At 57.4% G+C, this 22,133-nt stretch carries 24 protein-coding genes; 3 read left to right on the forward strand and 21 right to left on the reverse strand.

Annotated elements, in window-relative coordinates; translation table 11 throughout:
- Positions 1–234 precede the first annotated feature (234 nt).
- Both dapD and ACIQZK_RS07485 read right to left on the reverse strand, forming a co-directional pair.
- On the reverse strand, positions 235–1,074 hold the full coding sequence (gene dapD, locus ACIQZK_RS07480) for a 2,3,4,5-tetrahydropyridine-2,6-dicarboxylate N-succinyltransferase (RefSeq protein WP_397575581.1): 840 nt from the start codon (positions 1,072–1,074) through the stop codon (positions 235–237).
- The gene (locus tag ACIQZK_RS07485) at positions 1,071–1,745 is read right to left on the reverse strand and encodes a pyrimidine 5'-nucleotidase (protein WP_397575582.1); all 675 of its coding nucleotides are present in this window, start codon (positions 1,743–1,745) and stop codon (positions 1,071–1,073) included. Before ACIQZK_RS07485 ends, dapD begins: the two co-directional genes overlap by 4 nt.
- A 102-nt stretch (positions 1,746–1,847) precedes the next feature.
- Between ACIQZK_RS07485 and ACIQZK_RS07490 the strand changes: the two genes are divergently transcribed.
- Positions 1,848–4,214: a S8 family peptidase gene (locus tag ACIQZK_RS07490; protein WP_397575583.1), complete on the forward strand. Its 2,367-nt coding sequence runs from the start codon at positions 1,848–1,850 to the stop codon at positions 4,212–4,214.
- Here the strand turns inward: ACIQZK_RS07490 and ACIQZK_RS07495 are convergent.
- The 9 genes from ACIQZK_RS07495 to ACIQZK_RS07535 all read right to left on the reverse strand — a co-directional run bounded on the left by ACIQZK_RS07495 (position 4,211) and on the right by ACIQZK_RS07535 (position 12,701).
- Positions 4,211–4,567: a HesB/IscA family protein gene (locus ACIQZK_RS07495; protein WP_397575584.1), complete on the reverse strand. Its 357-nt coding sequence runs from the start codon at positions 4,565–4,567 to the stop codon at positions 4,211–4,213. The genes ACIQZK_RS07490 and ACIQZK_RS07495 overlap by 4 nt on opposite strands.
- Positions 4,564–5,031: an SUF system Fe-S cluster assembly protein gene (locus ACIQZK_RS07500; protein ID WP_306064587.1), complete on the reverse strand. Its 468-nt coding sequence runs from the start codon at positions 5,029–5,031 to the stop codon at positions 4,564–4,566. Before ACIQZK_RS07500 ends, ACIQZK_RS07495 begins: the two co-directional genes overlap by 4 nt.
- Positions 5,032–5,125: 94 nt before the next feature.
- The gene (locus ACIQZK_RS07505) at positions 5,126–6,322 is read right to left on the reverse strand and encodes an aminotransferase class V-fold PLP-dependent enzyme (RefSeq protein WP_397575585.1); all 1,197 of its coding nucleotides are present in this window, start codon (positions 6,320–6,322) and stop codon (positions 5,126–5,128) included.
- A 130-nt stretch (positions 6,323–6,452) separates the two neighbouring features.
- Positions 6,453–7,181 (reverse strand): SufD family Fe-S cluster assembly protein, encoded by a 729-nt coding sequence (locus ACIQZK_RS07510; RefSeq protein WP_397575586.1) that lies wholly within the window; start codon positions 7,179–7,181, stop codon positions 6,453–6,455.
- A gap of 103 nt (positions 7,182–7,284) precedes the next feature.
- Positions 7,285–8,028, reverse strand: coding sequence for a Fe-S cluster assembly ATPase SufC (gene sufC, locus ACIQZK_RS07515; RefSeq protein ID WP_397575587.1), 744 nt, complete (start codon positions 8,026–8,028; stop codon positions 7,285–7,287).
- 52 nt (positions 8,029–8,080) lie between these two features.
- Positions 8,081–9,583, reverse strand: coding sequence for a Fe-S cluster assembly protein SufB (gene sufB / locus ACIQZK_RS07520; RefSeq protein WP_395637303.1), 1,503 nt, complete (start codon positions 9,581–9,583; stop codon positions 8,081–8,083).
- Entirely contained in the window at positions 9,580–9,993 is a 414-nt protein-coding gene (locus tag ACIQZK_RS07525) for an SUF system Fe-S cluster assembly regulator (RefSeq protein WP_183939063.1), read from the reverse strand. The genes sufB and ACIQZK_RS07525 overlap by 4 nt, the downstream gene beginning before the upstream one ends.
- 135 nt (positions 9,994–10,128) lie before the next feature.
- The gene (locus ACIQZK_RS07530) at positions 10,129–11,631 is read right to left on the reverse strand and encodes a glycerol-3-phosphate dehydrogenase (RefSeq protein ID WP_397575588.1); all 1,503 of its coding nucleotides are present in this window, start codon (positions 11,629–11,631) and stop codon (positions 10,129–10,131) included.
- A complete protein-coding gene (locus ACIQZK_RS07535; RefSeq protein ID WP_397575589.1) occupies positions 11,628–12,701 on the reverse strand; it encodes a YeiH family protein in 1,074 nt (357 codons plus the stop codon). The genes ACIQZK_RS07530 and ACIQZK_RS07535 overlap by 4 nt, the downstream gene beginning before the upstream one ends.
- 95 nt (positions 12,702–12,796) lie before the next feature.
- Between ACIQZK_RS07535 and ACIQZK_RS07540 the strand changes: the two genes are divergently transcribed.
- Complete coding sequence (locus ACIQZK_RS07540) at positions 12,797–14,047, forward strand: MFS transporter (protein ID WP_397575590.1); 1,251 nt, start codon at positions 12,797–12,799, stop codon at positions 14,045–14,047.
- 12 nt (positions 14,048–14,059) lie between these two features.
- Here the strand turns inward: ACIQZK_RS07540 and grxD are convergent, their stop codons facing one another.
- From grxD to leuC, 7 genes are all read right to left on the reverse strand, one after another.
- Positions 14,060–14,392 carry a Grx4 family monothiol glutaredoxin gene (grxD, locus tag ACIQZK_RS07545; RefSeq protein WP_395629040.1) on the reverse strand — a complete coding sequence of 111 codons (333 nt, stop codon included), beginning with the start codon at positions 14,390–14,392 and terminating at the stop codon, positions 14,060–14,062.
- A gap of 10 nt (positions 14,393–14,402) precedes the next feature.
- Positions 14,403–14,633: a BolA family protein gene (locus ACIQZK_RS07550; protein ID WP_397575591.1), complete on the reverse strand. Its 231-nt coding sequence runs from the start codon at positions 14,631–14,633 to the stop codon at positions 14,403–14,405.
- Positions 14,633–14,956, reverse strand: a complete 324-nt coding sequence (locus tag ACIQZK_RS07555; RefSeq protein WP_397575609.1) for a DUF1476 domain-containing protein — start codon at positions 14,954–14,956, stop codon at positions 14,633–14,635. The genes ACIQZK_RS07550 and ACIQZK_RS07555 overlap by 1 nt, the downstream gene beginning before the upstream one ends.
- 67 nt (positions 14,957–15,023) lie before the next feature.
- Positions 15,024–16,019 carry an NADPH:quinone oxidoreductase family protein gene (locus tag ACIQZK_RS07560; RefSeq protein ID WP_397575592.1) on the reverse strand — a complete coding sequence of 332 codons (996 nt, stop codon included), beginning with the start codon at positions 16,017–16,019 and terminating at the stop codon, positions 15,024–15,026.
- A gap of 9 nt (positions 16,020–16,028) precedes the next feature.
- Positions 16,029–16,622 (reverse strand): 3-isopropylmalate dehydratase small subunit, encoded by a 594-nt coding sequence (leuD, locus tag ACIQZK_RS07565; protein WP_397575593.1) that lies wholly within the window; start codon positions 16,620–16,622, stop codon positions 16,029–16,031.
- 4 nt (positions 16,623–16,626) lie between these two features.
- Positions 16,627–16,833: an isopropylmalate isomerase gene (locus ACIQZK_RS07570; protein WP_397575594.1), complete on the reverse strand. Its 207-nt coding sequence runs from the start codon at positions 16,831–16,833 to the stop codon at positions 16,627–16,629.
- Between the two features lie 110 nt (positions 16,834–16,943).
- The gene (gene leuC / locus ACIQZK_RS07575) at positions 16,944–18,374 is read right to left on the reverse strand and encodes a 3-isopropylmalate dehydratase large subunit (protein ID WP_397575595.1); all 1,431 of its coding nucleotides are present in this window, start codon (positions 18,372–18,374) and stop codon (positions 16,944–16,946) included.
- 94 nt (positions 18,375–18,468) lie between these two features.
- Between leuC and ACIQZK_RS07580 the strand changes: the two genes are divergently transcribed.
- Entirely contained in the window at positions 18,469–18,984 is a 516-nt protein-coding gene (locus ACIQZK_RS07580; RefSeq protein WP_397575596.1) for a sterol desaturase family protein, read from the forward strand.
- Here ACIQZK_RS07580 and ACIQZK_RS07585 read toward each other — a convergent pair.
- Genes ACIQZK_RS07585 through ACIQZK_RS07595 form a run of 3 tightly spaced genes read right to left on the reverse strand, consistent with a single transcriptional unit; the run spans position 18,981 to position 22,123 of the window.
- Complete coding sequence (locus ACIQZK_RS07585; RefSeq protein WP_397575610.1) at positions 18,981–19,334, reverse strand: YbaN family protein; 354 nt, start codon at positions 19,332–19,334, stop codon at positions 18,981–18,983. The two genes, ACIQZK_RS07580 and ACIQZK_RS07585, sit on opposite strands and share 4 nt — an antisense overlap.
- Positions 19,334–20,761, reverse strand: a complete 1,428-nt coding sequence (locus ACIQZK_RS07590) for an NAD-dependent succinate-semialdehyde dehydrogenase (RefSeq protein WP_397575597.1) — start codon at positions 20,759–20,761, stop codon at positions 19,334–19,336. The genes ACIQZK_RS07585 and ACIQZK_RS07590 overlap by 1 nt, the downstream gene beginning before the upstream one ends.
- Positions 20,762–20,800: 39 nt before the next feature.
- Positions 20,801–22,123: an amino acid permease gene (locus tag ACIQZK_RS07595; protein WP_397575598.1), complete on the reverse strand. Its 1,323-nt coding sequence runs from the start codon at positions 22,121–22,123 to the stop codon at positions 20,801–20,803.
- Positions 22,124–22,133 lie beyond the last annotated feature (10 nt).

The following is a 22,133-nucleotide window of genomic DNA, read 5'->3' on the forward strand; positions in this document are numbered from 1 at the left end:
ACTACATCCTCTTGAACATTGTTTAAGTTCAATCGGATGTTCCGGGCACAGACGAGCGTATTTCGGGGGGTTTGAAGACCGCCTGACCAGTGCACCGGAAACATCCGATGCGGCCGACATCACGTTCCTTCCGAAGAAGCGAAGCGCCAGAGGGGCCCGGTCCGCCCGCATCATCTGGAGTAAATCCGTCCGAATTGCAAGTCCGTTTTGATCGTCCCTGTTCGGTTCGGCGAATTAATCCCTCAACAGGTCGTTGATTGCTGTCTTTGCGCGGGTCTGCGCATCGACGCGTTTGACGATGACCGCGCAGGAAAGATTTGGACCCGGACTGCCATCGGGAAGCGCTTTTCCGGGCAGTGAACCCGGCACAACAACCGAATAAGCTGGCACGCGGCCTACAAAGATTTCGCCCGTTGTCCGGTCAATGATTTTGCTGGTGGAGCTGATGAAAACACCCATCGAAAGCACTGCGCCTTCTTCGATGACGACGCCTTCGACAACTTCTGACCGTGCGCCAATGAAGCAATTGTCTTCAATGATGACGGGGCCAGCCTGAAGCGGTTCAAGTACGCCGCCAATGCCAACGCCGCCCGACAGATGGACATTTTTCCCGATTTGCGCGCAGCTTCCGACTGTTGCCCATGTGTCGACCATGGTGCCTTCATCAACGCGTGCGCCGATGTTTACAAAGCTCGGCATCAATACAACATTCTTGCCGATGAAGCTGCCGCGCCGCGCGACGGCGCCGGGCACAACACGGAATCCTGCGTCGCGGAAGCGGCTTTCGCCCCATCCTGCAAATTTGGAAGGGACCTTGTCATAGGCAGGGGCGCCAGCTGCGCCGCCGTCAACCACGACATTGTCATTCAACCGGAACGACAACAATACGGCTTTTTTCAGCCATTGGTTGACCTGCCAACTACCATCCAGCTTTTCCGCAACGCGCAATGAACCGGCATCAAGACCGGCCAATGCTGTTTGTACGGCGTCACGCACCTCGCCTTGCGTGGCGCTGCTGATCGCGTCACGGGCGTCCCATGCGGCGTCAATGATGGCGGTTAGTTGTCCAGTCATGCGGCTCTTTCAAAGCTGTGAATTTCCGATAGCCATTGGGTCACATCGGTAATTTCATGGTCGATATGGTCTTGATATGCTGCGCTATCAGCTTCGCCTTCATGTTTCACCCAAATTGTGCGCATGCCCAACGCTTTGGCTGGGACCAGATTATGCGCGGAATCTTCCACAAAAAGTGCACGCGTGGCGTCGATCCTCAATTCGCTGCACAAGGCATCATAACTGCCAGCGAATGGCTTTGGCATATGCTGCATCCGGTGGATGTCAAAAACATCCTCAAACACATTGTCCAGACCGCGGGCGGTCAACACACGCTCGGCATAAGGTGCGTCGGCGTTGGTGAAGATGATTTTGCGCCCCGGTAAAGCATGAATATACGCACGCAAATCCGGCGCGGGCTGCAAGAGACTCAGGTCAACCTCATGCACAAAATCAAGATAGCCATAAGGGTCAACCCCGTGTTCAGCCATCAGCCCGCCCAACGTCGTACCGTATTTTTTCCAATAACGATGTCGGATTTCGTGCGCCTCGACGGAACCAATTTGGAAATGACCCTCGACATATAGCGCAATACGATCCCGGACCTGCGCCATGATATTCGCCTCCGGGCCATATAGAGTGAGGTCGAGATCAAAGATCCATGTGTCGATATCGGTGAAATATGATTGCATGGTCCGCGCGTAACAACGCGTTGGTAATATCTCAATAACCATGTTATGATTGGCGAAAGCGATTTGTGCGTAAAAGGGTGATCCCGCTTAGGGGGTAATGTCATGAGCGCAGCTTTGTCCGATCGTAAGCTGGTCATCGGCGGTTCGATTATATGTGCATTGTCGCTTTCTGCCTGCGGCGGCGGCAGCGTAAACTCGACGCCACCTGCACCGCCCACACCCCCTCCAGTTGTGGCGCCCCCACTCCCACCCCCGCCCCCCACGCCAAATTTTGCGACAACGGAATTTAATCAGTCGGACGGTCCGGGCTTTCACAACGCGATAACGGCCTATCGCACCGGCGCATCGGGATTGGGTGTAACCGTGGGCGTTATTGATTCTGGGATTGATCCCAATAGCCACGAATTCACCGGGCGTATTCATGCGCAGTCGGGCGATGTCACTGGCGCAGGTAGGCCGCTTGGCGACGATGATGGTCATGGGACGGAAGTCGCGCGCGTGCTGGCCGCTGCCAAGGATGACCGCGATGTCCATGGCATTGCTTTTAACGCGACGATTTTAGCATTGCGGGCAGACCAAGCCGGAAGCTGCACGACAGCTGCGCCCGGTGAGGATGCGGCGCAATGCGCATTTTATGACTTCGCGATTGCAGCAGGCGTGGACCGCGCCATCAACAATGGTGCGCGCGTTGTAAATATATCTCTGGGTGGTGCAGGTGGCGCGAGTGACACGCTTCGCGGAGCGATTCACCGCGCGACTCAGGCAGGCATCATCATCGTCGTTTCGGCTGGTAATGAAGGCAATGATGTCGTGCCTGCGTTCGACCCCAATCATCCAAGCCCGTTTGCCCGGGCATTGTTGGCCAATGGTAACGGCCTCGTCATTATCGCTGCCTCGGTCGATGATCAGGGTGTGATTTCGAATTTCAGCAACAAGGCTGGCGTTTCGCAGGCGTCGGTTTTGTCGGCACTGGGGCAGGGCATCTGCTGCGAGTATCGGGACGACGCAATTTACCGGTTCGACCAAAATGGGCAGACAATCACCCGCGTTTTCCAAGGCACATCATTTTCCGCGCCACAGATTTCCGGAGCCGCAGCATTGCTTGCGCAGGCTTTCCCGAACCTGACGGGTTTGCAAATCGTCGATCTGCTGCTGACGTCCGCACGCGATGCGGGCGACCCTGGCACTGACGCAATTTACGGACGCGGCATATTGGATATCGCGCGTGCCTTTGCGCCCGCCGGAAAGACGTCGTTGGCGGGCACAACAATGGAAGTTCCGCTTTCGGGCAATGGTGGCACAACAAGTGGCCCGATGGGCGATGTTGCTATGTCCAATCGTCCCGTGCACGCGGTGATCGTGGATAGCTATGGCCGTGCATATGACATCGATCTTGCGCATGGATTGAATGCCACAGCGCCCCGGTTGCGTTTGACGCCTGCGCTTATCCATCAGGAACGGTCGGTCAACGCGGTTCTTGGCACTACCCAAATTGCATTTTCCATCAGCGACAGCGGCGTTGGTGCAGCCAGCATATTGCCGCTCGCGCTTTCGGAGGGGCAAGCGCGACAGGCGCGGTTTTTGGCAGGCCGGGTGAGCGCAGCGATTAGCAAAGATACCCGCTTTAGTTTGGGCATTCGGCAAACCGCCGCCAATCAGGTCGTTGCGTTACAAGACATGGAAAGCAGCGCGTTTTTGACCGCTGGTGAGGCACGGATGGAGGACGGGTTTGAGCGCCAGCCCGGCAAATCCTTTGCCTTGCGACAGAAATTGGGTGGTTTCGGACTGACGGGCAGCGTCGAACATGGCGACGCCCGTCTTTATCAAGGCGCTAGCGACGAATATCTCCGCCGCGGTACCCGCCAATATCCTTATGCAACATTAGGGCTCTCGCTGGATCGCAAGATCGGGCCGGCCAGACTGGCGCTGGGCGCCAATTGGATGCGGGAGGATGAAACTATCCTTGGCGCGCGCTTTGCCAACTTCATCGGTCGCGGCGGTGCGCGCAGCCTGTTCGTCGACGGCAATATGGAAGCAACCTTGGGGCAGGATTGGTCCATCGGCACCAGTTGGCGGCATGGGTGGACCTATGCCAATGCGGGGTCGACATTGACGGGACAAAGCCTGCTGAAGAGCAACGCATTCTCCTTTGACGTCACACGGGCCAATGCATTTGCGTATGGCGACCGGCTGGCGTTGCGATTTGCCCAACCGCTACGTGTTACCAGCGGCGGCCTCGCGCTGAATGTGCCCATTGCCTATGATTATGCGACGCTCAACCCGACATTCGGCATCAGACGCTTCAGCCTTGCGCCGCAAGGCCGCGAAATCGCGAGCGAGCTTGCGTGGATATTGCCAATGAGCGGCGGCTATGTCTCGTCAAACCTGTTCTGGCGACAGGAGCCGGGGCATTTCGAAAGCGCGCCGGATGACATCGGCGTGGCGTTCCGGCTGCAGTTCGGTTTTTAAACCGTAAAGCTTTCGCCGCATCCACAACTGCCTGTGGCGTTGGGATTATTGAAGACAAAGCCCGCGGCAAATTCATCTTCGACCCAATCCATGATGGATCCGACGAGATAGAGCACCGAGCCGCCATCGATATAGAGCACGCCGCCCGGCGTTTCGATTTTTTCATCGAAGGCGATGGCTTCGGACACATAGTCGACCGAATAAGCGAGGCCCGAACAGCCCCTGCGCGGCGTGGACAATTTCACGCCAATTGCGCCTTCGGGTGCCTTGGACATCAGTTCGGCAATCCGCGCTTCCGACGCGGGCGTCAGGATGACTGCAGCGGGGCGAACGCGGGTCTTTGCATCGGTCATAACATTCCAAGCTCCAGACGGGCTTCATCGGTCATATTGGCTGGCGACCATGCCGGTTCCCAGACCAAATTTACTTCAGCATCACCAATGCCCGGTACCGCGCCAACGCGCAGTTCAACTTCACCCGGCATCGATTCCGCGACTGGGCAATGCGGGGTCGTCAGTGTCATCGACACAAGCGCATGGCCGTCATTGATCTCGACATTGTAAATCAGGCCAAGGTCATAAATGTTCACCGGAATTTCCGGGTCGTAAATTTCCTTAAGCGCGGCAATGACCGCTTCGTACAAATCGCCGTCGGGTTCGCCCGGTGATGGCGCAGCAGGTTTCTGCGCGAGAAACCCTTCCAGATAATCCTTCTTGCGGGCCAATGTTTCGCCAGGTGTTTCGACGGCGTTTTCCACGCGCGCGCGGGGCGGCTTTTCGACGCTATCAACTTCTTCTATCCGGATGTTCTCGTTCATAATTACTCCTCGTCATCCTGAACTTGTTTCAGGATAACACGCGACTGCGGCTTGTTTTGCTGAAACAAGTTCAGCATGACGAAAGCGGGGAAATTCATCCAAAAATCCTTTTCACCCGTTCCAGCCCGCGCACCAGCGCTGCGACATCATTTTCGTCATTATAAATACCAAAGCTCGCCCGCGCGGTGGCGGGGATGCCCAGATGATCCATCAGCGGCTGTGCGCAGTGATGGCCGGCACGAATGGCGACATTTTCTTCGTCCAAGATCGTGCCAATGTCGTGCGGATGGATGCCCTCCATGCTGAAGGACACGATGCCAGCGGACTTTTCCGGACCGTATAAGGTGACCGAGTTGATGCCGCGCAAAGCGTCGCGCGTTTGCGCGGCGAGCGCGCTTTCATGCGCGAATATCGCCTCGGGACCAAAGCTGTCGATAAAGTCGATTGCGGCGTGCAGGCCGATCACCTCGATAATCATTGGCGTGCCCGCCTCAAACCGCGATGGCGCCGGGGCGTAGGTGGTCTTTTCAAAGGTCACACGATCAATCATCGCGCCGCCGCCTTGCCATGGGGGCATGGAATCCAGCGTTTCCGCCTTTGCCCACAACACGCCAACGCCGGTTGGACCGTATAATTTGTGGCCGGACATGACGTAAAAGTCGCAGCCAAGCTCGGCCATGTTCAGCCGCTTGCGCGGTGCGGCCTGACAGCCGTCGAGCATGAGCTTGGCACCGACGGCATGTGCAGCCTTGGCCGCACGCTTTACGCCAAGGACCGACCCAAGCACATTGGACACATGCGCCAGCGCGACGAGCTTGTGCTGTGCAGTAAGGTTCGCTTCCAGCCAATCGAGGTCAATCAGGCCATCGTTGGTCAATGGGCAGACGTCGATATGCGCGCCGACCTTCTCCGCCAGCATCTGCCACGGCACTATATTGCTATGATGCTCCAACTGGCTGAGCATGATGCGGTCGCCAGCGTTCAGATTGGCCGGACCCCAGCTTTGCGCGACAAGGTTGATGCCCTCGGTCGCGCCGCGCACGAACACGACTTCGTTCGGCGATGCTGCGCCGATGAACCGCGCTACGCGCTCGCGTGCTGCCTCAAACGCGACAGTCATATTGGCCGAGCGGGCATAGACGCCGCGATGGACGGTGGCATAATCGGCGCCGCCGGCACGCATCATCGCGTCGAGAACGACCTGCGGTTTTTGCGCCGTCGCGGCGGTGTCGAGATAATGCCAGTTGTTGGCAAGGCCGGGGAACTGGTCGCGGATAGGTGATGCGGACATCAGCATAGCAACACACCGTCATGCTGAACTTGTTTCAGCATCCATCGTGCAACTGAGACCGAAGCTCTGCGAGGCGAAATAGACCCTGAAACAAGTTCAGGGTGACGACGATTTGGAGGGAACCGTGCGCTCACACCAAATCCCCCAATTTGGCCAACGCCGCTTCGGTCAGCGCCTCTTCATCCGCCGCGCCTTCAAACACGCCGGCGACAAATGCCTGCAACATCAGCTTCTTTGCATCGGCAGGGGTAATACCGCGCGCTTGCAGATAGAAAAGTCCCATGGCGTCCAACTCGCCAATCGCACAGCCATGGGCGCATTTGACGTCGTCGGCGTAGATTTCGAGTTCAGGCTTGGCGTTGGCCGTCGCGCTGCGGTCCAGCAGCATCGCTTTGACGGACTGTACGCTGTCGGTCTGCTGGGCATCGCGCGCCACGGCTACTTTGCCGAGATAGGTGCCGGTCGCTGTACCCGCCAAGACGGAGCGGACAATCTGCGATGACGTTGCGCCGGGTTCTGCATGGGTGACAGTGGTGATGACCTCAAGCGTTTGCGTGCCGCCACCAATTTGCACCGCGCCAAGTTTGAAATCAGCACTCTCGTGCAGTGTGACGTTAAGCTCTACCCGCCCATATTCACCGCCGATATTCAACACATGGATTGCGGCGGTGGCGCCTTTGCCAATCGCGATGTCCAATTGATGGATAGTGCCGCTGTCCTGAATAATCGTCCGCGCAAATGTGCCGCCCGCAGGCACGATGATGCTTTCGGGCGCAGGCAATGGCCACGCCCGCGCCAGCGCATCAATGTCGCTGTAGCGCCAAGCCTCGTCATGCCGCGATGGGAGCGCAACGGTCATCGACGCAAAACCTCTTGGTGTCTTTGTGCCTTCGTGCGAACAAAATTAGACTCGCACGAAGGCACGAAGGCACGAAGAAGGAAAAGGTTAATGCCTGCGGTGCTCATGCCGCCAATTCCTTATATCCGTCACGCTCCAGCTCAAGCGCGAGCTCCGCGCCGCCGGTCCGCGTGATGCGGCCACCGTCGAGGACATGCACAAAGTCGGGCTTCACATAATCGAGCAGCCGCTGATAATGGGTGATCAGCAGCACAGCCTTGTCCGGCTTGCGCATGATGCGGTTGATGCCATCACCCACTATGCGCAGCGCGTCTATGTCGAGGCCGCTGTCGGTTTCGTCGAGGATCGCGAGCGCAGGGTCGATGATACCCATTTGCACCATCTCGTTGCGCTTTTTCTCGCCGCCGGAAAAGCCGACATTCACGGGACGCTTGAGCATCTCCATATCCATGCCAAGCGCGCCTGCCTGTTCGCGTGCGACCTTCAGGAATTCACCACCCGTTAGCGGCGCCTCACCGCGATATTTGCGCTGCGCATTAAGCGCCTCGCGCAGGAACTGGACGTTCGATACGCCGGGGATTTCGACCGGATATTGAAAACCCAAGAACAGGCCGGCGGCGGCGCGCTCATGCGGTTCGAGGGCGAGCAAATCCTGACCGTTGAAGGTCACCGAACCTTCGGTCACCTCATAACCCGGGCGGCCCGATAGCACATAACCCAGCGTCGATTTTCCCGCGCCATTCGGACCCATGATCGCATGGATCTCGCCCGCGTTCAGCGAGAGCGTGAGGCCTTTGAGAATCGGCTTGTCGCCAACATTGGCGTGGAGGTTATGTATTTGGAGCATATGACGTCTGTTTTTCCGTTAAATCGTTTTGCGTTGGAGAGGCGACAATGCCTCACCCCACGCTCCCCTCAAGGCTGATACCTAACAACTTCTGCGCCTCAACCGCGAATTCCATCGGCAGTTGCTGCAGCACTTCCTTGGCAAAGCCGTTGACGATCAGCGCGACCGCTTCCTCGGCGTTCAGGCCGCGGGCCATGGCGTAGAACATCTGGTCGTCCGAAATCTTGCTCGTCGTCGCCTCATGCTCGATCTGCGCGCTTGGGTTGCGGACTTCGATATAGGGGACTGTATGCGCGCCGCTTAAGCTTCCCAGCAGCAGCGAGTCGCATTGGGTGAAGTTGCGCACGCCCTCTGCATTTGGCGCAACGCGCACCAGCCCGCGATAGGTGTTGTTGCTGTGTCCGGCGCTGATGCCCTTGCTGACAATGGTCGAGCGGCTGCCCTTGCCATTGTGGATCATCTTGGTGCCGGTGTCGGCTTGCTGATGATTGTTGGTCACCGCGACCGAGTAAAATTCGCCGACGCTGTTTTCGCCGTTCAATACGCAGCTTGGATATTTCCACGTCACCGCGCTGCCGGTTTCAACCTGCGTCCAGCTCACCTTGCTGTTCCGTCCCTGACACAATGCGCGCTTGGTCACGAAATTATAGATGCCGCCTTTGCCTTCTGCGTCGCCGGGATACCAGTTTTGCACGGTCGAATACTTGATCTCGGCATCGTCGAGCGCGACCAGTTCGACCACGGCGGCGTGCAGCTGGTTCTCGTCGCGCATCGGCGCGGTGCAGCCTTCGAGATAGCTGACATAGCTGCCCTTATCAGCGACGATTAATGTCCGTTCGAACTGCCCTGTATTTTCCGCGTTGATACGGAAATAGGTCGAAAGCTCCATCGGGCAGCGCACGCCTTCGGGGATGTAGACGAACGTGCCATCGGAAAAGACCGCGCAATTGAGCGTAGCGAAATAATTGTCGTGCATCGGCACAATCTTGCCGAGATATTTGCGGACGAGGTCAGGATATTCCTTAATCGCTTCCGAAATGCTGCGGAATATAACGCCAGCCCGCTCCAATTCGGCGCGGAAGGTCGTTGCGACTGACACGCTGTCAAACACGGCATCAACCGCGACGCGGCGTTGGGGCAAGCCCCCATCTTCACCGCCATCGACACCGGCAAGCAATTTCTGTTCGGCAATCGGAATGCCCAGCTTTTCATAAACACGCAGGATTTCGGGATCGACCTCGTCCAGTGAATTCAGCTTCGGCTTCGCCTTGGGCGCGGCATAATAATAGGCGTCTTGATAATCGATGGGCGGGACATTGAGCTTGGCCCAATCCGGCGCTTCCATCGTTTTCCACATGGCAAACGCCTTAAGCCGCCATTCGAGCATCCATTCGGGCTCATTCTTCTTTGCCGAAATGAAGCGGACGGTATCTTCGTTCAGGCCCTTTGGCGCGAAATCGGTTTCGATGTCCGACGACCAGCCATGCTCGTAATCGGCGACCTTTTCGGCGGCGTCCCACGCAGCCTTGTCTTTGATCTCAATATCGTCGGTCATCGCGTCAGTCCTGCCAAATTGATTTGCGCAAGCGCACCGCGCACAGCGTTGTTGACGACGGGCCAATGCGATTGGACGTGGCAGCTGCCTTCTTTCGCACAATGCTGGCCCAAGGCGTGTTTATGCGTATCGCAGCACGCGGTCATCGCAATTGGGCCTTCGACGGCCTCAATAATATCCGCCAGGTTGATGGCCGCAGCAGGACGGGCAAGCGTAATGCCACCCCCCGTGCCACGTGCCGAACGTAACAGACCCGCCTTGGTCAACATGCTCACCAGCTTTTGAGTCGTGGGCAACGCAAGGCCGGTTTCGGTCGCAAGGTCCGTCGCAGATACGCGCGCAGAGCCGCAATGGCGCGACGCCGCGCTCATAACCACCACTGCATAATCTGCCATATTCGACAAACGCATAACATCGACCCTAATCAGATAAATTTACTCCGATTGGGCGCAGATGGTCCCTTTGTTGGCGGAAATCAACCCAGAAAGGAGTCGATGTCGCGGCAGTTTTCCTTGCTCAGCCACAAGCGCATCACTTATGCGGCCTTATTTCCGTAATTTGCCCGCGACGTAGCTTTCCAATTTCTGTGTTTCGTCAGCAGAAAAACGCAGACCCAGCTTGCTGCGCCGCCACAATATGTCGCTTGCCGAGCGCGCCCATTCCTGGCCGATCAAATAGTCGACTTCGCGCGCATATAGCCCATGGCCAAAATGCGTGCCGAGATCTTTGATTGTGTTGGCATCGGCCAGAATTGATCGCGTCAGCGTGCCATAGCTGCGCACCCAGCGATGGGTGAGGGGCGCAGGCAGAAACGGGTATGCGCGCTGCAGTTCGTTCGCCAAGTCATCGGCACCATCGGTCGGAAAATCGCCACCCGGAAGCGGCTGTTGGAGGGTCCAGCTTCGCCCATCGAGAACGGGCATATATCCGGCGAGCTTTTTGACGGCGCTCTCTGCCAAGTGGCGGTATGTTGTAATCTTGCCGCCAAAGACAGATAGGATCGGCGCTTGCCCATCGGCATCAACGTCGACTTCGAAATGGTAACCACGCGATGCGGTTTCAGGCTTGCCAGACCCGTCATCGACCAGCGGACGAACACCGGCATAGCTGTATATAACATCCGCCGCGGTGATGGTTTGTTTGAAATATGCCCCAGCGGATTCGCAGATATAATCGATTTCTTCGGGCGTCGCGAAAACGTCGTCGAGCGAACCTTTGTGATCGGCATCGGTCGTGCCGATCAGCGTGAAATCATCCTCATAGGGTATCGCGAAGAAGATCCGGCCATCGGGGTTTTGGCAGAAATAGGCCTGCGGCGTATCGAACATTTTGCGCACAACGATATGCGAGCCGCGGACAAGCCGGATGGTTTCAGCTGCGTTGCGTTGCCGCCCGGTGGTGCGCGCAAGCAGTTCAAGCACCGCTGGTCCTGCTGCGTTGGCAACGGCGCGCGCCTTGATGGGTGGCTGCCCTGCAATTTCGATATGCCAGATGCCATCGCGTCGTTCGATATGCGTCACTTCGCAATGCGTGCGGATCTCCGCGCCATGTTGTGCGGCGTCCATGGCGTTGAAGATGACCAATCGCGCATCATCCACCCAGCAATCGGAATATTCAAACGCAGTGGTGAATCCCGGCTTCAGCGGCCTACCGGCGGGTTCAGACGCAAGCTTTACGGTGCGGGTCGCGGGCAGCAGTTTGCGGCCGCCAATATGGTCATATAAAAACAGGCCCAGGCGGACGAGCCATGCGGGCCGAATGCCCTTTTGATGCGGTAGGATGAAGCGCAGCGGCCAAATGATGTGCGGCGCAATGGCCCACAACCGTTCGCGCTCAATCAACGATTCCCGGACCAGCGCGAATTCATAATGCTCAAGATAGCGCAGCCCGCCGTGAATAAGTTTTGTCGATGCAGAGGATGTGCCGCGCGCAAGATCGCCGCGCTCAAGCAAGACCACCTTTGCGCCTCGCCCGGCCGCGTCGCGCGCAATGCCCGCACCGTTTATGCCGCCGCCGATTACGGCGAGGTCAAAAATTGGCTGGCTCATAAAAATCCCCAAGCAAAGGTGGCCGCGGCAATGAAAGCGGTCAAAGTGGCGAGCATGACGGGTAGCATCGCCTTCCAACCTTGCCCGAGTAACAGATCAAGGCGTGACCGCATAGCGGTTGCGGTAACAGCGAACAAGAGCATCGCCTTGGATGCCAGCAGGCCATATTCGGCCACCCACTTTGGTGCGTCGACAAACGAGTTGACGGCAACCACCGCGAAGAATGCGATGATGAACCACGGCAGTTTCAACTTCGCCGCAAGGCTTTTCGATTGGCCATTGCCCGCACCGATGGCAAGGCCAATGAGCGCCACTGCAGGGGCCAACAAGGCCACGCGCGACAGCTTTACAATCGTTGCCGTTTCACCGGCGGATTGGGAAAAACTATAGCCACCGCCCAGCGACTGCGCGACATCATGAATCGCTGCGCCCATCAGGAAACCCGCCTGACGATCGGTAAAGGCAAGCTGCGCCGCGATGAGGGGGTAAAAGGACATGGCGATAGCACTGGCGAGTGAAACGCCCACCAATGTCAGCGTGAATTGGTTCTGGTTCAGCCGCTCGCGGCCAATAACGGCGTAAATAGCCAAGGCTGCTGACGCGCCGCAAATCGCCGTTGCGCCGCCCGCAAGCCAACCTGCATAATTGCTTTGTCCACCCAGTCGCGCACCAAGCAGGCCTGCACCCATCACCAGCGCCATGATGCACACCAGCCCCAGAAACGCGAGTGCACCCAATCCACCGATCTGCATGACGGTCACCTGCGTTCCCAACAGAACGATGCCCCACCGCAAACAAGAGGTGCCGCAGAAATCAAGGCCCGGGTGAACCTTTTGCTCAGCCGATATAAAATTGAGCGCCAGACCAAGCAGAAGCCCGGCCAATATGACGGGCATGGCATAATGTTCGGAGAACCAAGTCGCTGCGACCGACGCGATACCCACCACAGCAAGACCCGGGAACAATGCGCCGATCATCAATCGTTTGCGCGGTGCCGGATTGTCCTCGGCAAGATATGTCTCGCCGTACAGGTCAGCGATATAATTCGCGTTTATGTCTTGCGGTGTCATATGGCCTTCTATAGGCAGATGCATCAGAAGTTCCAGCATAAAGCAGGTTGGACTATACGCCAAGTGGACACAGTCATGCGCAGGGGTGAAGCGAAGTGAAGCCTATCACACCAACATTGCGTTGGATCCTTTTCGGACTGTTATGTGTCGCGGGTATCTTCAATGCGATGGATCGGCCGGTCATCGCGATCCTTAAGCCTGACATATCCGCCGATCTCGGCTGGAGCGATACTGATTTTGCCAATCTGGCTTTTGTAACGCAGGTTGCGGCTGCGCTGTCATTCTTGTTCACCGGCTGGCTGGTGGACAAATTGGGCGTGTTGCGATCGATGGTAGCGGGTGTGACGACCTGGAGCCTTGCGGCCATGGCACATGGGTGGGCGGTTGCCGGATGGCATGTTGTCGCCGCGCGCATCGGGCTTGGTGCGACCGAAGCCGTGCAGACACCGCTGACCATCAAGACCGTTGCGACCCTGTTTCCAGCAGACAAGCGGTCGTTTGCTTTTGGGGTAGGCACGGCAATTGCGGGCCTTGGTACAATTGCCATGCCCTTTTTCATTCCTGTGATCGCGGCCATCTGGGGATGGCGCGGCGCGCTTATCTTTGGCGGCATCGGTGGATTTGTCACGCTTGCATTATGGCTGTGGTTCGCACGAGGCGTGAAATTTGATGATCAGGCGGAAGATGCCAATCGCGACTTTTCCGATGGCGGCGCGCCATATGGGCCGATATTGCTTGAACGGCGTACGTGGGCGATTGTCATCGCGAAGGCGCTTTCCGACGCAACATGGTGGCTCATAAATTTCTGGCTACCCGATTTTTATCGCAAGGAATTCGGCCTTACAACCAGTGAACTCGCAATACCTTTGGCCATCGCTTTTTTTGGTTCGGGCGCGGGTGCAGTGTTCGCAGGATGGCTGTCGACACGACTTTTGGAAGCGGGTTGGAGCGTCAACCGCGTACGCAAGACGATCATGCTGGGATCCGCAGCCATCGTCGTGCCGCTGCCATTCGTACTTACGCTGGATTCATTTTGGCCAGTGGCGATCATGATGGGCGTCGTCATGGCCGGACATCAGGGTTTTTCCCTGTCGATATTTTCCATCATTACCGATGTTGTGCCACGCGCAAAGGTTGGCCGCGTAACGGCCTTTGGGGCATTCATGGGGAATATGGGCGGTGCCCTGATTCAATTGGTGACTGGCGCCGTTTTGGCGGCGGGGCTTGGCTACACCCCATTGTTTATCTTTGCCGCTGTGTCTTATCTGCTTGCATTAGGCTGGCTGCACCTGTTGCTGCCGCATATCCGCCGGGCGGAAGGCGGGGCTGAACCCGCCCCCGTTTGATACCGGGTCGGCTTAGCCAGCCTTGGCCAGGCCTTCTGCGTCCACAATTGCTTGCAGCTCGCCCGCTTCGTACATTTCCATCATGATGTCCGAACCACCAAGGAACTCGCCCTTGACGTACAGCTGCGGAATTGTTGGCCAGTCGCTATAATCTTTGATGCCTGCGCGGATTTCCATATCCTGCAGCACATCGACGCTTTCATAGGCGACATTCAGATGGTCCAGAATGGCGATCGCCTTGCTGGAAAATCCGCACTGCGGAAACAATGGCGAACCTTTCATGAAAAGGACGACATCATTGCCTTTGACGATCTCATCGATCCGTTCATTAACACTCATTTCAATACTCCAATAATCAGGGGGTAGCTGTTGTCAGCTGAAGGGCATGCAAGACACCGCCCATGCGTCCGCCCAAAGCGTCATACACGGCCTTGTGCTGTTTTACGCGCGGCATGCCGCGAAAGCTTTCGCTGACGACGCGTGCGGCATAATGGTTGCCGTCGCCCGCAAGGTCAGTGATTTCGACAAAAGCATCGGGAAGCGCGGCTTGAATCATTTCCTCAATTTCGTGGGCGTGCATGGCCATTATGCAGGCTCGATAAATTGACGGCGGGCTTCCACCATTTTGTCTTCGAGCGCAGCGCGGATCATCGCGTCATCCACGTCGATACCGGCCGATGTCAAATCGCCAAGCAGCTTACGGATTACGTCTTCGTCGCCCGCTTCTTCAAAGTCCGCCTGCACGACCGATGTCGCATAAGACGTTGTTTCTTCGGGGGTCAGGCCCATTTTTTCGGCTGCCCACTGACCCACCAGCTTGTTGCGGCGGGCGGTTATCTTGAATTGCAGGTCTGCATCATGTGCAAACTTGTTTTCAAAGGCTTTTTCGCGATTGTCGAAAGTTGTCATCATGCCGTTCCATTTTACTGTTGTTCAAAGATAATGCCTGCATCGTCGCGCAACAAGGCCGGTCTTGTTAAATGTGTACGACGAGCTTTCCAACCGCTGCCCGGTCACCCAGTCGTGCGATTGCTGTTCCGGCGTCCGCAAGCGCGAATGTTTCCGAAATGCGCGGCTTGATCTTGCCCGCTGCATATAGGTCAAACAGCTCTGCAATGTTGGCGTGATTTTTCTGCGGCGTACGTGCGGCAAAGGCGCCCCAGAAAACGCCGCACACGTCGCAGCTTTTCAGCAGTGTGAGGTTTAATGGCAATTTCGCGATCCCTGCGGGAAAGCCGACCACGAGAAATTTGCCTTCCCACGCAATCGACCGAACGGCAGGTTCGCTATAGTCGCCACCCACGGTGTCATAAATGATATTATAGCCGTCCCGGCCAGCGGCCGTTTTGAACATTTCGGCGACAGCCTTGGACTGGTCTTTGTCGAACGGCTGGTGCGGGTAGACGACCACTTCGTCAGCGCCAGCTTCGCGCGCGATGTCTGCCTTTGCTTCGCTGGATACACCGGCGACAACACGGCCGCCAAATGCCTTGGCCAGTTCAATCGCCGAAATCCCGATGCCGCCTGCGCCGCCCAGCACAAGGACATTGTCGCCGGACTTCATATGGCCGCGATCCTTCAGCGCGTGGATTGATGTGCCATAGGTCATCAACAAAGCTGCGCCATCGTCAAAGGACATGGCGTCGGGCATTTTGAAGCAATTGAACGCTGCGACCGCGACTTTTTCGGTCAGGCCGCCATTGCCGCACAGGCCAATGACGCGGTCGCCAATGGCAAAGCCGGTCACGCCTTCGCCAATAGCTTCGACTGTACCCGCAATTTCGCCGCCCGGCGCAAAGGGACGCTCTGGCTTGAATTGATAAAGGTCGACAATCATCAGCGTGTCGGGGAAGTTGATCGAACAGGCCTTTACCGCGACCACAACCTGACCGGGTCCGGCGGTGGGCTCAGGCAGTTCGCCCATGACAAGTGTTTCTGGGCCGCCGCTTGCGGTCGATAATAATGCGCGCATGTCTCTCTCCTAAACGGGGTTTGGCGCCAGCCAGGGCCGGTCCGCAGATAATTTGGCTTCGTACACCGAAATCGCGTCGCTGCTTTTCAGCGTCAGGCCAATTTCGTCTACACCGTTAATCAGGCAATGTTTACGGAATGGGTCGATGTCAAATTCGAACCGGTCCTGAAACGGGGTGGTGACAGTTTGCGTTTCCAGATCGATGTGAATGTCATCGGTCCGCGCGACTTCCATCAACCGGTCAATTGCCGCCTGCGGCAGAACAATAGCGAGCAAACCATTCTTGAACGCATTGCCCGAAAATATGTCGGAAAAGCTGGGCGCAATCACCGCTGATATGCCCAAATCGGCCATCGCCCATGCCGCATGTTCGCGGCTCGATCCGCAACCGAAATTGTCGCCAGCGATCAATATTGGCGCACCGGCATATTCAGGGTCGTCAAATACGTTGCCCGGCACCGCGCGTAAGCTTTCGAACGCACCCTTGCCCAGTCCAGCGCGGCTAATGGTTTTCAGCCACACCGCGGGGATGATCACATCGGTGTCGATATTCTTCAAACCGACGGGATAGGCCCGGCCTTCAACACGGCTTATCGCTTTCATGATTTTAGTCCGTATCTGTCTTGGGCTGATTGTGCGTCATCGGCGCAACTTCGGGCTCAGGCGACATTGGTTCCAGCTTTCCCTTTTTCTGGGTCAGACTGCGGCGCCCTGCGTAAATTAACGCCGCCATCAGTGCCGCCGAACCCACTGCCGCGCCAACCTTTGCTGTGGTCGACCATGTGTCGCCATTGTCGGATTTTTTATTGGTCATAAGCCTCTTCCTTGATGCCAACTGCTTTAGCTTCGGCATTTGTGACAAGTAAAGGGAATAGCTTCACTGGCACCGCCGCATAAGCCAGCGGTGGCGTGCGTGCGTTACCATTAATTGGCGAGCGCACGGACGTCGGTGAGCTTGCCCGTCACCGCAGCAGCTGCGGCCATTGCCGGGCTTACCAGATGCGTGCGCGCGCCTGGTCCTTGGCGGCCGACGAAATTCCGGTTGCTGGTTGATGCGCAACGTTCGCCGGCGGGCACCTTGTCCGGGTTCATCCCCAAACATGCCGAACAGCCCGGCTCGCGCCATTCAAACCCAGCGCTCGTAAATATCCGGTCTAGGCCCTCGTCCTCCGCCTGCTGCTTCACAAGGCCACTGCCGGGCACGACAATCGCCCATTTGACATTCGCTGCCTTTTTGCGGCCTTTTAAGATTTCAGCGGCGGCGCGCAGATCTTCAATGCGGCTGTTGGTGCAGCTGCCGATGAAGATATTCTGCACTTCGATATCGGTCATCCGCGTGCCGGGCGTCAGCCCCATATAATCCAGCGATTTGCGCGCGGCTTCCTGCTTGGACGGATCGGCAAAGCTGGACGGGTCTGGCACGATGCCTGTAATTGGCAACACATCTTCGGGGCTGGTGCCCCATGTGACGCTGGGTGCGATATCGGCGGCATCAATCGATACGACCTTGTCATAGGTTGCACCCGGGTCGGTCGCGAGTGTGCGCCAATAGGCAACCGCTGCGTCCCAATCCGCGCCTGACGGTGCCATAGGCCGGCCTTTGATATACGCAAAAGTGGTCTCGTCGGGTGCCACGAGGCCCGCACGCGCGCCATGTTCAATGGCCATGTTGGAAATGGTCAGCCGCCCTTCGACGCTGAGCGCGCGGATGACGGATCCGGTATATTCGATCACATGGCCGCTGCCGCCGGCGGCACCAAGTACGCCGGTGATGTGCAGCACCACGTCCTTGGCGGACACGCCTGCGCGCAATTCGCCCTCGACGCGGACTTCCATGGACTTTGAACGGGTCAGTTGGAGCGTCTGTGTGGCCAGAACATGCTCGACCTCAGACGTACCAATGCCGAATGCCAAGGCGCCAAGGCCACCATGGCAAGCGGTGTGGCTGTCGCCGCACACAATCGTCGTGCCGGGAAGGGAAAAGCCCTGCTCTGGCCCAACAACATGGACGATACCCTGCTTGGCATCGGAGGCATTGATGTAGTCGATGCCGAACTCCGGCGCGTTTCGCTCCAGCGCTTCCAATTGCTGGGCGCTTTCGGGGTCTGCAATCGGGATCGGTTGTCCGTGGCTGTCCAGACGCGCGGTGGTGGGCAGGTTGTGGTCAGGCACAGCCAATGTCAAATCGGGCCGGCGGACACGGCGTCCTGCCGCCCTTAGGCCTTCAAAAGCCTGCGGACTGGTCACTTCGTGCACAAGGTGGCGGTCAATGAAGATCAGGCACGTACCATCGTCGCGTTGTTCGACGACATGGGCGTTCCAGATTTTTTCGTACAGTGTTTGCGGTGTGGACATAATAAAAGTGCCATAGAACTGATTGCAACGAAATCAAGTGAGGTGACAATCGTTGCACTTCAATATTCCGTTGTTTGCGTCTAATGGGAACAATATGGGCATTATCAGCATCATCCTCATTGTGCTTGGCACCGTCTTCGTCATGGAATGGGTGGCGTGGTCGAGCCATAAATATATCATGCACGGTTGGGGCTGGGGCTGGCACCGTGACCATCACGAGCCACATGACAACACGCTGGAAAAGAACGATCTTTACGGGATTGTCGGCGCGGTTACGAGCATCTCCTTATTTGCGATTGGCAGCCCTTTGTTGCTTGGTGAAAGAGCTTGGGAGCCAGCGACCTGGATTGGGCTTGGCGTGCTATTTTACGGCATCATCTACACCGTGGTGCATGATGGCCTCGTGCATCAGCGTTACTTCAAATATGTGCCGCGCAGTGGTTATGCCAAGCGGCTGGTTCAGGCGCATAAATTGCACCATGCCACCATCGGCAAGGAAGGCGGCGTCAGCTTTGGTTTCGTGTTTGCGCGTGATCCCGCCAAGTTGAAGGCGGATCTCAAAAAACAACGCGAGGCGGGGATCGCGATCGTGCGCGACGCAGCGATTTAGGCTTCGGGCTGTCGCCAAATCCAACCAAGACACAGTATCGCAACGCCAAGCGGTATTAACGACCACGGCAATGCCAACGTGATTAATCCAATAGCTATGCTGATGCCAAAGGCGGTCGTTGCCGACCATTTGCCGCGCCTGCTCACCACCCCTTTTTCGCGCCATGCAACAATATGATGCCCAAAGGCCGGATGATTCATCAAGCGGGCTTCAAGCGCCGGGCTGCTGCGCGCAAAGCAAAACGCCGCCAATATCATAAAGGGTACGGTCGGCAGCAACGGCAGCGCTATACCAATGGTGCCAAGCGCCAGAGCGCACAGCCCACCAATCAGCCAGAGCTGCCGCTGTATCAATATTGATGGACCGCTTTGGTCACATAATAGCTGTCGAGACCTTCGGGGCCGCCTTCGCTGCCAAAGCCGGATTCCTTGACCCCGCCAAAGGGCGCGTCAGGCATGGAAATCACAAAGCTGTTCAGGCCGACCATGCCGGTATCTAAAGCATCAGCCACAAGGTTCGCCTGCCGCGCGTTTTCGGTGAAGGCATAAGCCGCAAGGCCAAAGGGCAAGCGGTTTGCCTGTTCAATGGCTTCGTCCAACGTCTTGAATGGCCGCATCAGTGCAACGGGGCCAAATGGTTCATTGTCCATGACGTCTGCCGACATGGGAACGTCCGCGAGCACTGTGGGCTGAAAGAAATAGCCCTGTTCCCCGCGCGTGCCACCCGCCAACAGCTTTGCGCCTTTTGACGTTGCATCTTCCACGAGGGCCGCGATGGCCGATGGCCGCCGCGCATTGGCCAATGGTCCCATGACGGTGCCAGCGTCCAATCCATTGCCAACCTGAACTTGGCGGGTATGCGCAGCAAAGCCCGCCACAAAGCGGTCATAGACGCCTTCCTGCACATAGAAACGCGTCGGTGAAATGCACACTTGTCCGGCGTTCCGAAACTTGGTGGTCGCCGACAAAGTGATGGCCTTTTCAAGGTCGCAGTCGTCGAAAATGAGCACAGGCGCATGGCCACCCAATTCCATCGTGGTGCGCTTAACGCCGTCTGCCGCAAGTTTCAGCAAATGCTTGCCCACGGGCACAGACCCTGTGAAGCTGACCTTGCGGATGATGGGTGATGCAATCAAATGGCGGCTCACCATATCGGGAACGCCATAGACCAGCTGCGCAACATTGCCCGGAACGCCGCCGTCGATGACGCACTGCATGATGCCGCTTGTGCTTGCTGGCGTTTCTTCCGGTGGCTTGGCGATGATCGAGCAGCCCGCAGCGAGCGCCGCCGCCATTTTTTTGCACATCAAATTGACCGGGAAATTCCACGGTGAAAATGCGGCAACGGGTCCAACGGGCTGTTTCAGCACAATCGCGCGTTGTCCCGTTGGCCGGACGAGAACCCGGCCATAGCTGCGCTTGGCCTCTTCGGCGAAATAATCAAACTGCGCGGCGCAGGACAGAACCTCGGTCCGCGCTTCGGCGAGTGGCTTACCCTGCTCCGTCGTGAGCAGAACGGCGATGCCCTCTGCCCGGTCACGGATGAGATCGGCAACCTTATGCAATATTGCGGCGCGGGCATTCACATCGACGCCGCGCCAATATGCGAAACCCTTTGCTGTCGCGGCAAGCGCTTCATCGAGGTCTGCCGCGGTCGCCAGCGGCAGCTCCGCGAGCGTTTCGCCAGTGGCCGGATTTATAACGGCGTGACAGTCGCGGCCTTCGCCCTTGCGCCAGCTGCCATCAATATAAAGGCCCAAATCGGTAGTGTAGCTCATCGAATGTCCCGCAAATTTCGTGTTCTGTGCATGTAGGCGTCAGCTCGTGGGTTTGGAACCCCTTGCAAGCTTCAACAGCCAGAAAACCGGGAACCCGGCCAACAATAAAACAACGCCCCAGATTAAGGCTTCGGCCCCAGCGCCATAGATCGTCCAGCAGGAATAGAGCGCTGCGAGCAACAATATCACCTTGAAACCCGCTTTGCCCGGCAACTGTCCTTTGGTCATCAAACGGAACGCAGCCGCGGCGCATCCGAAATACATCACCAGAACAATGGCGGTGGTGAGCAAGATGAGAAATTCAAACATCGATGACATCGACCGGCTGCTGTTCATCAGGATGACCAGCGTCAAAAGCGTTGAGGTAAACAGATGGGCGTTGCGCGGCGTGCCATTGGCGCTTTCTTTGCCCATGAATGCCGGGAACAGGCCGTCGCGCGCCAAAGCGGCGGGCATCTCGGCTTGACACATGATCCAACCGTTCAACGCGCCAAGCGCGCTGATAGCGCCGACTGCGGCGATCGCGGTGCCGGCATTGGTGCCCGCATATACATTTACAAAGTCCGCAAATGGCGCCGCCGATACGCTGGTGATGGCAACCGGCAGCATCAGGACTACGGCAGAGCAGACGAGGATATAAATGACGCCAGCGCCGGCGGTTCCAAAAAGCGTCGCGCGGTTGATGGTGCGTTCGGGGTCCTGCACCTTGTCGGCAGGCACGGTCGCCAGCTCAAGCCCAAGCATGGCCCATAGGGTCAATATGGTAGCGGTGGAAATGCTCGCCGCCGAAATGTCTGCGGCAACAAATGGCCGGACAAGCGCGGTGCCCTGGGTCGCAAGGACATAGGCCGCAAGCCCGATCACCGCGACCAGAGGCAGCAGCTTTGCAACCGTCCATACGATCTGAACTTGCCCGGCAAGCTTGGTGCCGCGAATGTTGATGAGCGTAAATGCCCAAATAATTGCGATGGTCACTGCCGACGATACGCCATGCGTTCCGACAACCGGAAACAACTGGCTCAAATAGCTTACCGCAGCGGTGGCGATGGCGGCGTTGCCAACCCACATCGATATCCAATAGGCCCATGCAATCGCGAAGCCCGCGCCGTCGCCGAAGGCCGCGCGCGTATAGGCGTAAGGCCCACCCGCCTTTGGCAAGGCCTTGCTCAACGCGCCAAATACCGCTGCTACGCACAATGCGCCAGCTACGGTAATCAACCATCCAATAACGGAATTCCAGCCCAAGGGCGCAAGGCTCGCAGGCAACAGGAATACGCCTGACCCAATCATGCTGCCCATGACGAGCGCAAGTGCCATCCAAAAACCCATTGGACGGCTTGCTTTGGCTGTATCCTGCGTCACTTAAATCCCC

Source organism: Sphingorhabdus sp. (assembly GCF_044338195.1).
In the GTDB taxonomy this organism is placed as follows: Bacteria; Pseudomonadota; Alphaproteobacteria; order Sphingomonadales; family Sphingomonadaceae; genus Sphingorhabdus_B.

Coding starts and splice junctions, on each gene's coding strand:
- dapD (WP_397575581.1), bottom strand. CDS start 1,074: ATGACTGGACAACTAACCGCCATCATTGACGCCGCATGGGACGCCCGT.
- ACIQZK_RS07485 (WP_397575582.1), bottom strand. CDS start 1,745: ATGCAATCATATTTCACCGATATCGACACATGGATCTTTGATCTCGAC.
- ACIQZK_RS07490 (WP_397575583.1), top strand. CDS start 1,848: ATGAGCGCAGCTTTGTCCGATCGTAAGCTGGTCATCGGCGGTTCGATT.
- ACIQZK_RS07495 (WP_397575584.1), bottom strand. CDS start 4,567: ATGACCGATGCAAAGACCCGCGTTCGCCCCGCTGCAGTCATCCTGACG.
- ACIQZK_RS07500 (WP_306064587.1), bottom strand. CDS start 5,031: ATGAACGAGAACATCCGGATAGAAGAAGTTGATAGCGTCGAAAAGCCG.
- ACIQZK_RS07505 (WP_397575585.1), bottom strand. CDS start 6,322: ATGTCCGCATCACCTATCCGCGACCAGTTCCCCGGCCTTGCCAACAAC.
- ACIQZK_RS07510 (WP_397575586.1), bottom strand. CDS start 7,181: ATGACCGTTGCGCTCCCATCGCGGCATGACGAGGCTTGGCGCTACAGC.
- sufC (WP_397575587.1), bottom strand. CDS start 8,028: ATGCTCCAAATACATAACCTCCACGCCAATGTTGGCGACAAGCCGATT.
- sufB (WP_395637303.1), bottom strand. CDS start 9,583: ATGACCGACGATATTGAGATCAAAGACAAGGCTGCGTGGGACGCCGCC.
- ACIQZK_RS07525 (WP_183939063.1), bottom strand. CDS start 9,993: ATGCGTTTGTCGAATATGGCAGATTATGCAGTGGTGGTTATGAGCGCG.
- ACIQZK_RS07530 (WP_397575588.1), bottom strand. CDS start 11,631: ATGAGCCAGCCAATTTTTGACCTCGCCGTAATCGGCGGCGGCATAAAC.
- ACIQZK_RS07535 (WP_397575589.1), bottom strand. CDS start 12,701: ATGACACCGCAAGACATAAACGCGAATTATATCGCTGACCTGTACGGC.
- ACIQZK_RS07550 (WP_397575591.1), bottom strand. CDS start 14,633: ATGGCCATGCACGCCCACGAAATTGAGGAAATGATTCAAGCCGCGCTT.
- ACIQZK_RS07555 (WP_397575609.1), bottom strand. CDS start 14,956: ATGACAACTTTCGACAATCGCGAAAAAGCCTTTGAAAACAAGTTTGCA.
- ACIQZK_RS07560 (WP_397575592.1), bottom strand. CDS start 16,019: ATGCGCGCATTATTATCGACCGCAAGCGGCGGCCCAGAAACACTTGTC.
- leuD (WP_397575593.1), bottom strand. CDS start 16,622: ATGAAAGCGATAAGCCGTGTTGAAGGCCGGGCCTATCCCGTCGGTTTG.
- ACIQZK_RS07570 (WP_397575594.1), bottom strand. CDS start 16,833: ATGACCAATAAAAAATCCGACAATGGCGACACATGGTCGACCACAGCA.
- leuC (WP_397575595.1), bottom strand. CDS start 18,374: ATGTCCACACCGCAAACACTGTACGAAAAAATCTGGAACGCCCATGTC.
- ACIQZK_RS07580 (WP_397575596.1), top strand. CDS start 18,469: ATGGGCATTATCAGCATCATCCTCATTGTGCTTGGCACCGTCTTCGTC.
- ACIQZK_RS07590 (WP_397575597.1), bottom strand. CDS start 20,761: ATGAGCTACACTACCGATTTGGGCCTTTATATTGATGGCAGCTGGCGC.